Source organism: Burkholderia latens (assembly GCF_001718795.1).
Lineage (GTDB): Bacteria > Pseudomonadota > Gammaproteobacteria > Burkholderiales > Burkholderiaceae > Burkholderia > Burkholderia latens_A.
In genome coordinates this window covers 69,529-83,942 of sequence record NZ_CP013435.1, presented here as the reverse complement: position 1 = coordinate 83,942, position 14,414 = coordinate 69,529, and the positions used below count along the sequence as shown (strand labels likewise).

The window sequence follows — 14,414 nt, the reverse complement described above, 5'->3', positions numbered from 1 at the left end:
GTTAAAACCACCTCTTTGGGGAGTCGAAGGGCCATGCTAGACCTGTATCTGAAATTCGGAAATCCCGTCATCAAGGGCGAATCCGCGGACAAGGACCACTCGGGCTGGATCGAAGTGAAGTCCTGGGACCATTCGATCGTGCAGCCGCGTTCGGCGACCGCATCGACGTCGGGCGGCCTGACCGCCGAGCGTTGCGAGCACGGCGACATGGTGTTTACGAAGGAAATCGATTCGTCGAGCCCGCTGCTGTATCAGCACGCGTCGGGCGGCACGACGTTCGATGAAGTCACGATCGACTTCATGCGTTCGGACGGCGAAGGCCAGCGCGTCAAGTATCTCGAGGTCAAGCTCAAGTACGTGATCATTTCCAGCATCGCACCGAGCGTGCGCAAGGAAGGCCTGCCGGTCGAAACCTTCTCGCTGAAGTATGCGGCCGTGCAGTGGAAGCAGACCCAGCAGAAGATCGGCGGCAACCAGGGTGGCAACACGCAGGGCGCCTGGAGCCTGACCAAGAACGACAAGACCTACGCGGTCTAAGGTCGGTTGCGGCAACGGGGCGCTCGGCGTCCCGTTGCCGTTTTCGCTGTGCAGGCCGGCCGATGAAACGATTCGAACCGAGTTTTCTCGACAAGCTGTTCGACGACGAACCGCACCAGCCGGCAACGGCTGCGATGCGGCAATTGTCGTTGGACGAGCTGAAGAGCACGGTCGCCCGCGACGTCGAGGCGATCCTCAACACGCGTATCGCCCACACCGAAGTCGAGCTCGAGGCGCTGCCCGAATGCCAGAAGTCGGTGCTGACCTACGGGCTGAACGACTTCGCGGGGCTGAGCCTCGCGAGTCACTACGACCGCGCATTCATTTGCAAGTCGATTCAGCAGGCCATCGCGCGCCACGAGCCGCGGCTGCAGCAGGTCAAGGTGACGTTCGAGCTGAGCGAGCAATCGACCAACGCGCTTTACTTCGCGATCCAGGCGCTGCTCGTCGTGCATCCGGCCGAGGAGCCGGTGAGTTTCGACGCGATGCTGCAGCCGTCGACGCTGCAGTATTCGGTCACGCGCACGCGCGCGGCCAGAATGCCGTAAATCAAGCCGCCGAGCGGGCCGGACCGCCCGGTGGCGGATCAGGGTCCGGCAGGAAATATTGAGGTTCGGGGTCGTCGATGGAAGAATTGCTGCCGTATTACGAGCGCGAATTATCGTTTTTGCGGCGCTATTCGCGGGATTTCGCCGAACGCTATCCGAAGATCGCGGCGCGGCTCGCGCTGTCCGGCGAGCATTGCGAGGATCCGCACGTCGAGCGAATGATCGAGTCGTTCGCGCTGCTCGGCGCACGCATCAACAAGAAGCTCGACGACGACTACCCGGAATTCACCGAGGCGCTGCTGGAAGTGCTGTATCCGCACTACATGCGGCCGTTTCCGTCATGTTCGATCGCGCAGTTCACGCCGGCGTCGCCCGGCCAGCAGACCGAACCGGTCGTGATCGAGCGCGGCACCGAGCTGAAGAGCCGCCCGATCCGCGGCGTGCAGTGCCGGTTCCGCACCGCCTACGACGTGACGCTCGCGCCGATCCGCATCTCGGAGGCGCGCTACACGCCGGTCGCGCTCGCGCCGAGCGCGACGGTGCTGCCGTCGAACGCGACGGGCGTGATCTCGATCACGTTCGAATCGCTCGCCGCGCAGCTCGATCTCGGCGCGCTGAAGCTGTCGACGCTGCGCGCGCACCTGCACGGCGAGCAGTCGTTCGTCGCCGCGCTGACGGATTGCCTGTTCGTCAACGTGCTCGGCGCGTACGTCGAACCTGAGCGCAACGGCCGCTGGACGCCGCTGCGCAAGCTGCCGATCGCGCAGGCCGGCTTCGACGACGACGCGCTGATCGACTACCCGGCGAAGTCGCACCCCGCATACCGGCTGCTTACCGAGTACTTCGCATTCCCCGACAAATTCGATTTCGTCGATTTCGACGTCGCGGCGATCGCGCGCGCGGCCGGCCGCTGCCAGCGTGCGACGCTGCACCTGGTGCTGCAGGACGTGCGCAGCGATTCGCACGTCGCGCGCCTGCTCGAACTTCTGACGGCAAGCCATTTCCGGCTGTTCTGCACGCCGGTCGTCAATCTGTTCCGCCAGCACGGCGAGCCGATCCGGATCACGCACCGCGCGGTGTCGTACCCGGTGATCGCCGAGGCGCGCCGCGCGTTCGCGTACGACGTGTACTCGATCGACTCGGTGAAGCTCGTCCGGCAGCAGGCGCACGAAGAATCGGTGATCGAATTCCGGCCGTTCTACTCGCTGCATCACGGCGAAGCGGCGCGGATCGGCCATTACTGGTTCGCGCGCCGCAACGACTGGGTCGCGCAGAAGAGCCCCGGCTACGAAACCGAGATCTCGATCGTCGACATCGACTTCGAGCCGACGTCGCCGCAGACCGACACGCTGAGCCTCGACCTCACCTGCACGAACCGCGACCTGCCGGCGATGCTCGCGTTCGGGCTCGAAGGCGGCGACCTGTTCCAGGAGGGCGGTGCGCAGACGAGCGGCATCTCGATGCTGCGGCGCCCGACGCAGAGCGTGCGCTTCGAGCGCGGCCGCGCCGCGCATTGGCGGCTCGTGTCGCACCTCGCGCTGAACCATGTGTCGCTCGTCGCGCACGGGCTCGCGCCGCTCAAGGAAATGTTGACGCTGTACGACCTGCGGCGCACCGCCGTGTCGATGCGCCAGATCGACGGCCTCGTCGCCGTCGAGCAGCGCAGCGCCGTTCAATGGTTGCCCGGCAAGCCGTTCGCGACGTTCGTGCGCGGCATCGAGGTGCGCCTCACGATCGATGAGGAACATTTCGTCGGCGCGAGCCTCGCGTCGTTCGTGCGCGTGCTCGACAGCTTCTTCGGGCTGTACGTCCATCTCAACAGTTTCGTTCAATTGGTCGTCGTGTCGAAGCGCACCGGCGAGGAGATCATTCGATGCAAGCCCCGAACCGGCGAATCGATCCTGGCGTAGTCGACGCGCTGCTCGACGAGCCGCACCGCTTCGAGTTCTTCCAGGCAGTGCGCGTGCTCGAGGGGCTGTTCGCGCGGCAGGCGTCGGATGCACCCGGCGCGTGGCGGCAGGGCGACGTCGTCGCGCAGCGCATCGAATTCCGCAACACGCTGTCGCTAGGCTTCCCGCCGAGCGAGATCGAAGGCGCGCGCTCGTTCGACGACGAAGGCACGCTGCTCGATTCGGGCGACGCGCGTGGCGCCGCGCTCGCGGCCGGAGAGCTCGGTCACGTCGAGCTGACGCCCGCGTTCTTCGGGCTGCTCGGCGGGCAGGGCGCGCTGCCGCTGCACTACACCGAGCAGATCGTCGCGCGCGAGCACCTGAAGCGCGACCACGCGGCGCGTGCGTTCTTCGACGTGTTCTCGAACCGCGCGACCGCACTCTTCTACGCGGCGTGGAAGAAATACCGGCTGCCGTTCCATTACGAGCTCGACCGCGACGAGCGCTATCTGCCGCTGTTGCTCGCGATCGCCGGCGTGCCGAGCGACGAGGTGCGCGACAGTCTCGCGGCCGGCGCGGGCGGCGTGCTCGACGAGGCCGTTGCCGGCTACGCGCTCGCGGCACGGCACCGGCCGATGTCGGCCGCGTACCTGCAGCGCACGCTGTCCGACTACTTCCGCGTGCCGGTGAAGATCGACCAGTTCGTCGGCAAGTGGTACGACGTGCCGCCCGACCAGTTGAGCGTGCTCGGCGAGGTCAACGCGGTGCTCGGCGCGACGGCGCTCGTCGGCGAGCGCGTGTGGCAGCGCGACATGCGCGCGCGGATCGTCGTCGGCCCGCTGTCGAAGCGCGATTACGAAGCGTTCCTGCCCGGCGGCCCGCAGGCCGTCGCGCTCGAACGGATGCTGACGCTGCTCGCCGGCGTCACGCTCGAATATGAGGTCAAGCTCGTGCTGAAGCGCACCGAGGTCGGCGCGAGCGTGCTCGGTGCGGGCTCGCGGCTCGGCTGGGACGCGTTCCTGTGCACGCGCGACGCGGACGAGGACCGGTCCGACGCTCGCTACGAACTGCACGTGATTCACTGAATTCCGAACGACAAAAACACGCAATCGAACCTGAGAACGACGCCATGAGCACGCCTCTGAAGACCCTCATCACGAAACTGAACCCGCTGTGCCGGCACGCGACCGAGCGTGCGGCGAGCGCGTGCCTGACGCGCGGCCATTACGAGGTCGATCTCGAGCATCTGTTTCTCGCGCTCCTCGACGAAGCGACGGGCGACCTGCCGCTCGCGCTGCGCGCGAGTCGCGTCGATCCGCATGCGTTGCGGGCCGATCTCGAGCGCGAACTCACGCGTCTGAAGACCGGCAACACGCGCACGCCGGTGTTCTCCGTGCATCTGATCGCGCTGTTCGAGCAGGCGTGGCTGATCGCGTCGCTCGATTCGCAGCTCGGCCGGATCCGCTCAGGGCACCTGTTGCTCGCGCTGCTGACGGCGCCCGATCTCGCGCAGTTCGCGCAGCGGATGTCGCCGCGGTTTGCGGAAATGAACGTGACGGACCTGAAGCACAAGTTCGACGAGATCATGGCCGGTTCGAGCGAGGCCGAGCCGCGCCAGCCGGACGACGAAGGCGGCGATGCGTTGCCCGCCGACGGCGCGGCAGCCGCGGCCGGTCCGTCGAAGACGCCCGCGCTCGATACGTACACGACCAATCTCACGCAGCGTGCGCGCGACGGCAAGATCGACCCGGTGATCGGCCGCGAAGCCGAGATCCGCCAGGCGATCGACATCCTGATGCGTCGTCGCCAGAACAACCCGATCATGACCGGCGAGGCCGGCGTCGGCAAAACGGCCGTCGTCGAGGGTCTCGCACTGCGGATCGCGGCGGACGACGTGCCGCCGCCGCTGCGCGGCGTCGCGCTGCACGTGCTCGACATGGGCCTGCTGCAGGCCGGCGCGAGCGTGAAGGGCGAGTTCGAGAACCGTTTGAAGAGCGTGATCGACGAGGTGAAGAAGAGCGCGCACCCGATCATCCTGTTCATCGACGAGGCGCACACGATCATCGGCGCGGGCGGCCAGGCCGGCCAGAACGATGCGGCGAACCTGCTGAAGCCGGCGCTCGCGCGCGGCGAGCTGCGCACGATCGCCGCGACGACGTGGAGCGAATACAAGAAGTACTTCGAGAAAGATGCGGCGCTTGCGCGGCGCTTCCAGGTCGTGAAGGTCGAGGAGCCGAGCGAGCCGCTCGCGGCTGCGATGCTGCGCGGAATGTCCGGGCTGATGGAGAAGCACTTCAACGTGCGGATCCTCGACGACGCGATTACCGAGGCCGTGCGCCTGTCGCATCGCTACATCAGCGGCCGCCAGCTGCCGGACAAGGCGATCAGCGTGCTCGACACCGCATGCGCGAAGGTCGCGCTCGCGCACAGCGCGACGCCGGCGGCGATCGACGATACGAAGAAGCGCATCGAGCGCATCGACGCGGAAATCGCGTCGCTGGAGCGCGAAGCGGCAGGCGGCGCGGCGCACGACGAGCGGCTCGGCGAGCTGCGCGGCGCACGCGATTCGGCGCTCGCGCAATTGACCGAGGACGAGGCGTGCTATGAGGCCGAGCGCGCGATCGTCGCCGAGATCACCGCGCTGCGCGAGACGCTCGACAAGGCGCGCGGCCCGTCCGAAGACGGCGAGCCAGTCGACGTGCCGGCCACGCGCGAGAAACTGGCCGAACGCGTCGCGGCGCTGCACGCGTTGCAGGGCGGCGAGCCGATGGTGCCGCTGCAGGTTGACGGCCACGTCGTCGCCGAGATCGTCGCCGCGTGGACCGGCATTCCGCTCGGCCGGATGGTGAAGGACGAAATCGATACCGTGCTGAACCTGCAGCCGCTGCTGACCGCCCGCGTGATCGGCCAGGACCATGCGCTGGAGGCCATCGCTCAGCGCGTGCGCACCGCGACTGCGAACCTCGAGGATCCGAACAAGCCGCGCGGCGTGTTCATGTTCGTCGGGCCGTCGGGCGTCGGCAAGACCGAGACCGCGCTGGCGCTGGCCGACATCCTGTACGGCGGCGAGCGCAAGATGGTCACGATCAACATGAGCGAATATCAGGAAGCGCACAGCGTGTCGGGCCTCAAGGGTTCGCCGCCGGGCTACGTCGGTTACGGCGAGGGCGGCGTGCTCACCGAAGCGGTGCGGCGCAATCCGTATTCGGTCGTGTTGCTCGACGAGGTCGAGAAGGCGCACCCGGACGTGCTCGAGATGTTTTTCCAGGTATTCGACAAGGGCACGATGGACGACGCCGAAGGGCGCGAGATCGACTTCCGCAACACGCTGATCATCCTGACGTCGAACGTCGGGTCGGCCGCGGTGATGCAGGCGTGCCTGAACAAGCCGGCCGACGAGCTGCCCGATCCGGACGCGCTCGCCGAGGCGCTGCGCCCGCAGCTGTACAAGGCGTTCAAGCCGGCGTTCCTCGGCCGGATGAAGGTCGTGCCGTACTACCCGATCTCCGACGACGTGCTGGCCGAGATCATCGAGTTGAAGCTGGAACGGATTCGCCGCCGCATCGAAGCGAACCACAAGGCCGCGTTCGAATGGGACGAGTCGCTCGTCGATGCGGTGCTCGCGCGCTGCACCGAAGTCGATTCGGGCGCCCGCAACGTCGACCATATCCTGAACGGCACGCTGCTGCCGGAGATCGCGGGCCACGTGCTTGGCCGGATCGCCGACGGCGCCGCGATCGCGCGCATCGCGGTGCGCGCGGACGAGGCTGGCGAATTCGCGTACACCGTCGAATGAGCGCGTCCGTGCAACACGTATTGATGAACTGACCGAATCATGCCGATCAATCTCCCCGAGCTGCTCTCGCCGATCAGCGACGCGTCGCCAAGCGGCGACGACCTGCTGTTCTCAAACGAATTCGACGCGATCCAGGATGCGCGGCGCCACGACGATCCGACGCTCGACCAGGGCGAGTGGGTGACCGAGATCAAGGAGGCCGACTGGGGCTTTGTCGTCGATAGTGCGAGCGACCTGTTGCGCACGCGCACGAAAGACCTGCGGCTCGCCGTGTGGCTGACCGAGGCGCTCGCGCTCGAGGACGGCCTCACCGGCCTCACCGAAGGCTATGCGCTGCTGGAAGGCCTGTGCCGCGACTACTGGGACACCGTGCATCCGCTGCCGGAGGGTGACGACGCCGAATACCGGCTCGGCAACGTTGCGTGGCTGTCGGGGCGCACCGCCGAACTGCTGCGCGGCATTCCGGTGACGGACGGCGGGTCGACTGCGTTCACCACGCTCGACTGGGAGGTCGCGCAGCACGTCGCTCAGGCCGTGAAGCGCGATCCCGATCACGCCGACGACATCGCGCGCGGCAAGCCGTCGGTCGAGCAGATCGACGCGTCGCGGCGCATGACGCCGATCGCGTTCTACACGACGTTGCTCGCGAACCTGAAGGCGTTCGAATTCGCGCTCGACGCGTTCGACGAGCGGCTCGTCGAACGCGCGGGCGATTCCGCGCCCAGCTTCCGCCAGACCCGCGACGCATTCGAGACGGTCTATCGGCTCGTCGAGCGCTTTGCGCGCGAGCAGGGTTATACCGGCAGCGCACCGCATGCGCCGTCTGCGCCGAGCGCGCCGCCCGAGCGGGTCGAGCCGAGCTTCGGCGACGCGTTCCATCAACAGGAGACCCATGTGCAGCCGCAGACCACTCCGCGTGCGCCGGTCGCGCAGATGATCGCCGGCATTCAGAATCGTGCGCAGGCCGTCGACCAGTTGCGTGCGGTCGCGCGTTACTTCCGCCAGACCGAACCGCACAGCCCCGTCGCGTACCTGGCGGACAAGGCAGCCGAATGGGCCGACATGCCGCTGCACAAATGGCTCGAGAGCGTGGTGAAGGACGACGGATCGCTGTCGCATATCCGCGAGCTGCTGGGCGTGAGGCCCGACGAGCAGTCGTGAGCGATGACGTTTTGACCCGAGAGCGCGGGCCCGGCGCGTCCGCGATGAACGAGAAGAAAGGTGACGCATCAACGTGACCGAACTGGCGCAGGCGATTCGCGGCGGCCTGATTCAGCAGGATCGCCTGCTGAAGACGGACATCCCGTCGCTGCAGAATAATGCGCTCGTGCCGGGGCGCGCGGTGACGCGCTCCTAGCGCGGCCGCGATTTCAGCGTGGTGCTCGACCTGGTTTCCGCCGCAAGCGACGTCGAGCTCAAGACGCTGATCGCGCAGCCGATCACGCTGTGGGCGGGGCGGGGCGGGGCGGTGAGGCGAGCGGCTTATCGATCATGCGTGAGCGGATGGAGCGCGCCGTCCGACGGGCGAACCTGCCGCTATCCGCTACCGGTCGCGCAATGCCGCCTAATTCCCGCCTACTGCCCCACCCGAAACTCGATCCGCCGATTCCTCGCGCGCCCCTCCGCCGTATCATTCGGCGCAATCGGCTGATCCGGCCCGACCCCTGTCGTCGTCATTTGCTGCGGCGGGATGCTCTTCGTGATCAGATACCCCTTCACCGCATCCGCGCGCGCCTGGCTCAGCGCGATGTTCGAAGTCCGGTTCCCCGAGTTGTCGGTATGCCCGATGATGTCGACCGTGCGGTTCTGCAGCTTCGCGAGCGCGGCCGCCATCTGATCGAGAATCTGCTTGCCTTGCGGCGTGAGCGTTGCGCTGCCGGTTTCGAACTCGATCGTGCGATTGGCGAGCGTTTGATCGAGCAGCCCTTGCTCGGACGCCGACACGCGCAGCCCGTTCTTGATCGTATACGTCGGGTTCAGCGTGTTCGCCATGTCGCTCGCGAGCTGCTGGCGCTGCGCCTCGTTGTGCACCTCGCCCTTCATCTCGATCTGCGTGCCGTTGATCTTCAGCTGCCCCTTGCTGATCTGCTTGAGTTGCGCGCCGAGCAACTTCTGCACGTTCGCGCTCCAGTTCGGCGGCGTCGCGACGTCGCCGACTTCGATCTGATCGACCACGTTCGCCGCGCCATAGGTGTCGCGCAGCTTCTGCAGCACTGCTGCCTTCGTCGCTTCGTCGGGCACCTTGCCGCCGACCACAACCTGGCCGGGCGTCGCGTTCGCGGGCGGCGGCGCGATCGTGCCGGCCGTGCCGTGCACCACGGTGCCGGACGCCGTGCCCGGTGCGCCGCCGGCGTTCGGCGCAGCAGGTAGCGCGGCGGCTGCGACCGTGCCGTTGCCAACGGGCGTGACGGTCGCGCCCGTGTTCTGTGCGTAAGCCGCACCGCCGCCGACGAGGCCGGCAGCGAAAAGGGCGATGACGAACGGCGACAAATGCGACAAACGCGGCAAGCGCACGCGCCGGACATGATTCGTACGTTGCATCCCGTCAGCCTCCGATGAACGCTTCGCGGAACGCGTCGATGGCGACGCGCAGCGACAGTTGCGGTTGGTCGAGGTAGCTGACGAGCTTGCTGATCTGCGGATCGTTTTGCGCATGGGCGTCGATCCACTCGGGATCGTCGATGTCAATGTTGTGGGCGGCGTAAGTCCGCGGGTCGACGACGCTCAGCAGCGTCTTCGACGACGCGCCGTTGAAGCCGATGATCAGCCGTTCGCGCTCGGCGATGGTGCCGATGAAGATCGCGAGCTCGAAGTCGGCCTGCGCGACGAACGGCGTGATGAGTTCGAGCCAGAACGCGGCGACGAGACTGCGGTAGAACGGATCGACGGGCAGCGGCAGCGTGAGGCCGCGCTCGATGTGCGACGAGCCGCTCTGCATCACCGGCCGCAGCAGCGAGCCGAGCGCGAGCATCGCACCGCGCAGTCGCACCGGATGGCCGCTTTCGAGCAGCATCTGCTGCAACCCGTACAGCGACTGGTGTTCGACGAAATCGTTGAAGGTGCCGTCATGCGACGTGCCCGGGCCGCCGATGTCGATCGGCACCTGCGTGTCGCCGAGCGCCTGCAGCGCGCCGGGCGGCTCCTCCTTCGCGAGCAGCGCCGGCATCTGCGCGGCAACGCGCGACCACAGCCGCGCAAACGCGAGCGGGCTGCGCGCGAGGAACGCGAGCGGCCGGTCGACTTCCAGCGCGGTCGCGCCGAGGAACGGGAAGCGGCGCATCGACACGTCGTGGCTCGCGACCATGTGGCCCGCGATCGCGAGCTTGCTGCGCGAGCCGAGGAACGCGAAATGCATCGGCTTCGCGTCCTCGTAGACGATCTTCCAGCGCGGATCTTCCGCGAGGAGTTCGAGCGCCTGCGCGATCCAGCGATCGAGTGTCTGCAGCAGTTGCGGATTGTGCGCGCTCTTCACGAAGTCGCCGCGCGACGGAATCTTGCCGAAGTAGGCGATCTGCGCCTGAACGGTTTGCGTCATTGCGCCCCCTGTGCATTCGTTGCGGCGGCCGCGACGGCCGGTGCCGTGGCCGGCGCGCCGGTGCCGGCCTGCGTCGCGTTCTGCGCGGCGCCTGCGCTCGCGTCGGCGACCGACGACGGCAGTTGCAGGCCGCGCAGGCTCTGCTGCTGCGGCTGATCGCCGCCGCCACCGGTCGGCTGCGACGTGCTGATGATGCGCATCGTCACCGACACGTTCACGCTGCCCTGCGTCCACGTGAGATCAAACGTGCCGTCCGGGCGCCGCTTGCGCTGCGCCGAGTTGATGAGCTTCTCGAGGCCGTAGCGGCCCGGTTCGTTCACGAGCTGCACGGTGCGACCGTCGAAGGTGGTCGCGGACAGCGTCGCGCCCGGCGAGCCTTGCGGGTTCGGCCACACGAAATTGGTCCACTGCGGCGGCGTGTTGCGGTAGCGCAGCTGCTGCCCGTCGATCGCGATCGTGTACTCGGTCGTGCCGGTGCTCGGCTGCGGCAGGATCTGGAACACGGTCTGCGGCTCGGCCGCCGCGGCTGCACCGCCCGCGGCGCCGCCGGCGAGCGGCGCCACCCAGCGCGCGAAGCCGTTCGTGAAGTCGGGCGTGAGGCCGATACCCATGTCGCCCCACGTTCGGGCGGCGAGCGTGTCGCCGCGGCGCACCGCGAGCGGGCCCAGCGTCGTGCCGACGAACTTCGCGATCGCACCGTCCGGGCCGAACACCTGCGCGATTTCGCCGGCGCCGGCCTCGACCTTCGCGTTCGCGGCGAACGGATACTTGGTCGCGAGCGAGTTCTGGAACGGCTGGTAGACCTGCGCGTTCCACACCTTGTTCACTTCGGCGCTGGCCGGCTGGATCACCACCGAGAACGCCTGCATCAGCGGGCGCACCAGGAGCGGACGCAGCGACTTGCGTTGCGAATCGGTGAGGCCGGTCAGCATCTGCTCGTCGACGAACTTCAGCGAATCGGCGAGCTCCGAGCCGTTGCCGTCGAGCGTCTGCTGCATCAGCTGGCGCGCGCCGGGGCCGGGGTCGCCCTGGTTCTTGATCACGTTGAAGCGCGTACGAACCTTCGACAGCGAATCCATGTAGCCCTTGAGCATCGACGTGCCGTCGTGCGTCGCGACGATCCGCGCGAGCCCGATGAACTCCTGGCCGATCGGACCCATCGGAACCTCGGCCGGATTCCCGTTGATGTCGATGTTCGCGGCCGCCATCTGGCCGGCCTGCGAGCGCGTGAACAGCTGCTTCACCCAGTTCACCACGCCCGTCTGCGCCTTCTTGATCGCGACGTTCGCGAGCGACGGGTTGTCCCACGACGTCTGGTCGTACGCGGTCTCCAGAATCTTGCGGATCGGCGAATCCTGAGGATCGCCGAGGCGGTTCATCCCGTCGACGGCCTGACCGAAGCTCGTGAAGCCCTGCACCGCGATGCCCTGCATGAACTTCTGCCAGTGCTGCGCGTATTCGGTCTTGTACATGCCGACGAGCGTCTTCTGGATCTGCTCGGGGCTGCCTTCCAGCGTCAGGTCGTCCTGCGTCGACGTGTTCAGCACCCAGTCCTTCGCCTGCAGTTCCTTGGTCGCAGCGTCGCGGATCGCCGGCTGCACGTAGTCGAACCACGCTTCGCGCGTGAACGTGCCCGGAATGGCGTAGCTGCCGGCAATCAGCCCCTGGTTGCCGTCGCCGACGATGCGCGCGATGGTCATCGGCGCGAAGCGGGTCGACGCGCGCGCCTTGATTTCCTCATAGACCCGCTGGCGGGCCGGCATCCCGCGCACGACGCGACGCAGGTTTTCGCGGGTCTGGTCGACGAGCGCGAGGTTCGCATCGATCATCGGCCAGTCGTTGTCGTTCACGCGCGACAGATAGAACGAGATCATCCGTTCGGCGCTCTTGATCATCTCGTCGCGCGGCATGTTGCCGCGATTCGTCTCGAGCCAGCCGCGCCAGAAGCGTGCGAGCTGGTCGGTCAGGTGCGCCTGTTCGACGTGACGTTTGTCCGACAGCATCAGGTACGTCTTCAGCGCGTTGTACGCATCCTGCACGTTGGTCGGCGAAGCGTCGCTGTACAGGCCGCCTTGCGGTGCGGCCGGCTGTTGCGGCGAGCCTGCCGCTGCGGCCGATGCGCCTTGCGCGGCGCCGGCGGGCGGTGCGGCGCCCGGCGGATTCGTCGACACCGGAATCGTGCCGCCCTGCACCGCGCCCGATTCGGGCGGCCGCGTCATCGGCACGAGCTGTTCGGGGTGCGCGTTCACGTCCTTCATGAACGATGCGAGGTTCTGCGAGACCGGCGCGAGCAGGATCTGGCGCACGCCGTTGTAGTACTCGGTCAGCAGATGCTGTTCGAGCCGGTCGCCCTGATACAGGCCGAGCGACACCGACATCGGCTTGTCGCGGCGGAACTGTTCGAGCTGCTCGATCCGGTCTTCGAGAATGTCCATCGCCTGCAGCCGCGACTGCAGGTCGTTGCGGCCCTGCTGCAGGCGCGTGACGTTGTCCAGGTCGGCCTGCACGTTCGCGACGAGCTGCTGGTTGCCGATCGTCGACCAGGTCCAGCCGCCGAGTGCGAGCGCGAGCGCCGCGACGAAGCCGAAGAAGGTCGCATAACGCAGCCGCGTCTTGGTCGGGCTCGCGAACTGGCGCACGGTCTGGCGGTCCGCGAAGATCACCTTCGAGAAGAGGTCGCGCAGGAAGAAGCCGTTCTTCGAGAATGCGCTGTGCGGCTTCGGCAGCGCGCTCGCGTCGAGGCCGAAGCGGTGCGCGATGCGCTGTGCGGCGGCGCTGTTGGTCTCGCCTTCCTGCAGTGCGCTGGTGAAGTAGAAACCGCGGAAGATCGGCTTGTACTGGAACGGGTTGTTCTCGAACAGCGTTGCGAGGAACGCACGCAGCGCCGGCTTGATCGTCGAGAATTCGAGCGGGAAGCTCAGCTGGCCCGGCGACAACTGGTTGCCGCGCGACAGCGACAGCTGCGCGACGCTGATCTCCTTCAGCCCTTCGTACAGTTCCTCGAAGCGTTCGTCGAACAGTGCGACGACGTCGCGCTTCTCGTCCGGCTCGTAGGGCAGGGTGGCGCCCCACACGCGGTCGTATTCGTGCTTGTCGCTGCTGCTGAAGAATTCGGTGAAGCCGGTGATCAGGTCGGCCTTCGTGAACATCACGTAGACCGGCGCGAACACTTCGAGCTTTTCGGTCAGCTCCTGAACGCGCTGACGGAGGTTTTTCGCGAGGTTGATCGCGAATTCTGGGCGGTTGCCGGTGAGTTCGGCGATGCTGGCGGTGACGATGATGCCGTTGATCGGCGCTTTCGGCCGATAGCGTTTCAGCAGGCCGAGAAAGCCCAGCCATTCGCCCCGATCTTCCTCGTGCACCGAGTAGCGGCCGGCCGTATCGAGCAGGATGCCCTCGGTCGTGAAGAACCAGTCGCAGTTGCGCGTACCGCCGATGCCGTGGATCACCGCGCTGTTCTTGTCCGCGAACGGGAACTGCAGGCCGGAGTTCAGCACCGCGCTGCTCTTGCCCGCGGCCGGGTTGCCGATCACGATGTACCACGGCAGTTCGTACAGCGCCGAGCCACCCGATACCTGGCCGATCTTCGACGTCTTGATCGTCTTCACCGCGTCCGACAGGCGCGTGCGCAGCACGTCGAGATCGGCGGTCTTTGCGTCCGGCGAGATCGCGGCGGCGGCCGGTGCGGCGATCTTGCCCGTTTCGGCCTGTTCTTCCAGCACCTGGCCGAGCTGCTGGTTCGCGCGCTTCACGCGCCAGCGGCGCCACAACGCGACGCCGAGCCACATCACGAGGATGGCCGCGAACGCGATCGCGGCCCACAGGAGCGGCAGCTGCAGCATGTCGGCGGCGATGAACAGGATCGCCGCGAGCGCGACGATCCCGACGATCGAGAGCGTACGCGGATGAGTCAGCACGTTGAGGATGCGTTGCATAGGACGTTCAGGTTCCGGTGCGTTTTCGGTGAGGCGACGCAGGCGCGCCGAGCGGCAAGCGTGGCGGCGCGATGTGTCGCCATGCTGTCAAACAGGAAGAAGGGGCTGGCATCAGTGCGCCCGCGACATCGGAGAAGGCGCGCGCAATAATGAAAGGACGCTGTGAGAATTAAA

At 67.0% G+C, this 14,414-nt stretch carries 9 protein-coding genes and 1 pseudogene; 7 read left to right on the top strand and 3 right to left on the bottom strand.

Features of this window, described 5'->3' with window-relative positions:
• Positions 1–33: 33 nt before the first annotated feature.
• The 7 genes and pseudogenes from WK25_RS00355 to WK25_RS29690 all read left to right on the top strand — a co-directional run.
• Positions 34–537, top strand: a complete 504-nt coding sequence (locus tag WK25_RS00355; RefSeq protein ID WP_040143197.1) for an Hcp family type VI secretion system effector — start codon at positions 34–36, stop codon at positions 535–537.
• Positions 538–599: 62 nt separating this feature from the next.
• Complete coding sequence (gene tssE / locus WK25_RS00350; protein WP_040143199.1) at positions 600–1,085, top strand: type VI secretion system baseplate subunit TssE; 486 nt, start codon at positions 600–602, stop codon at positions 1,083–1,085.
• Positions 1,086–1,162: 77 nt separating this feature from the next.
• Positions 1,163–2,995 (top strand): type VI secretion system baseplate subunit TssF, encoded by a 1,833-nt coding sequence (gene tssF, locus WK25_RS00345; protein WP_069240793.1) that lies wholly within the window; start codon positions 1,163–1,165, stop codon positions 2,993–2,995.
• Positions 2,959–4,059 (top strand): type VI secretion system baseplate subunit TssG, encoded by a 1,101-nt coding sequence (tssG, locus tag WK25_RS00340; protein WP_059545409.1) that lies wholly within the window; start codon positions 2,959–2,961, stop codon positions 4,057–4,059. Before tssF ends, tssG begins: the two co-directional genes overlap by 37 nt.
• 44 nt (positions 4,060–4,103) lie before the next feature.
• Complete coding sequence (tssH, locus tag WK25_RS00335) at positions 4,104–6,770, top strand: type VI secretion system ATPase TssH (protein WP_069240792.1); 2,667 nt, start codon at positions 4,104–4,106, stop codon at positions 6,768–6,770.
• 39 nt (positions 6,771–6,809) lie between these two features.
• Positions 6,810–7,931 carry a type VI secretion system protein TssA gene (gene tssA / locus WK25_RS00330; protein ID WP_040143207.1) on the top strand — a complete coding sequence of 374 codons (1,122 nt, stop codon included), beginning with the start codon at positions 6,810–6,812 and terminating at the stop codon, positions 7,929–7,931.
• A 67-nt stretch (positions 7,932–7,998) separates the two neighbouring features.
• Positions 7,999–8,220: pseudogene (locus tag WK25_RS29690) on the top strand (hypothetical protein); the annotation flags it as partial.
• Positions 8,221–8,345: 125 nt separating this feature from the next.
• Here the strand turns inward: WK25_RS29690 and WK25_RS00325 are convergent.
• Genes WK25_RS00325 through tssM form a run of 3 tightly spaced genes read right to left on the bottom strand, consistent with a single transcriptional unit; the run spans position 8,346 to position 14,240 of the window.
• Positions 8,346–9,311, bottom strand: a complete 966-nt coding sequence (locus tag WK25_RS00325; RefSeq protein WP_040143209.1) for an OmpA family protein — start codon at positions 9,309–9,311, stop codon at positions 8,346–8,348.
• A gap of 4 nt (positions 9,312–9,315) precedes the next feature.
• The gene (tagF, locus tag WK25_RS00320) at positions 9,316–10,305 is read right to left on the bottom strand and encodes a type VI secretion system-associated protein TagF (RefSeq protein ID WP_040143211.1); all 990 of its coding nucleotides are present in this window, start codon (positions 10,303–10,305) and stop codon (positions 9,316–9,318) included.
• The gene (tssM, locus tag WK25_RS00315) at positions 10,302–14,240 is read right to left on the bottom strand and encodes a type VI secretion system membrane subunit TssM (RefSeq protein WP_069240791.1); all 3,939 of its coding nucleotides are present in this window, start codon (positions 14,238–14,240) and stop codon (positions 10,302–10,304) included. Before tssM ends, tagF begins: the two co-directional genes overlap by 4 nt.
• Positions 14,241–14,414: the final 174 nt, after the last annotated feature.

Bases quoted from the DNA above. Each gene is read 5' to 3' on its own strand.
- WK25_RS00355 (WP_040143197.1), top strand. From the start codon at position 34: ATGCTAGACCTGTATCTGAAATTCGGAAATCCCGTCATCAAGGGCGAA.
- tssE (WP_040143199.1), top strand. From the start codon at position 600: ATGAAACGATTCGAACCGAGTTTTCTCGACAAGCTGTTCGACGACGAA.
- tssF (WP_069240793.1), top strand. From the start codon at position 1,163: ATGGAAGAATTGCTGCCGTATTACGAGCGCGAATTATCGTTTTTGCGG.
- tssG (WP_059545409.1), top strand. From the start codon at position 2,959: ATGCAAGCCCCGAACCGGCGAATCGATCCTGGCGTAGTCGACGCGCTG.
- tssH (WP_069240792.1), top strand. From the start codon at position 4,104: ATGAGCACGCCTCTGAAGACCCTCATCACGAAACTGAACCCGCTGTGC.
- tssA (WP_040143207.1), top strand. From the start codon at position 6,810: ATGCCGATCAATCTCCCCGAGCTGCTCTCGCCGATCAGCGACGCGTCG.
- WK25_RS00325 (WP_040143209.1), bottom strand. From the start codon at position 9,311: ATGCAACGTACGAATCATGTCCGGCGCGTGCGCTTGCCGCGTTTGTCG.
- tagF (WP_040143211.1), bottom strand. From the start codon at position 10,305: ATGACGCAAACCGTTCAGGCGCAGATCGCCTACTTCGGCAAGATTCCG.
- tssM (WP_069240791.1), bottom strand. From the start codon at position 14,240: ATGCAACGCATCCTCAACGTGCTGACTCATCCGCGTACGCTCTCGATC.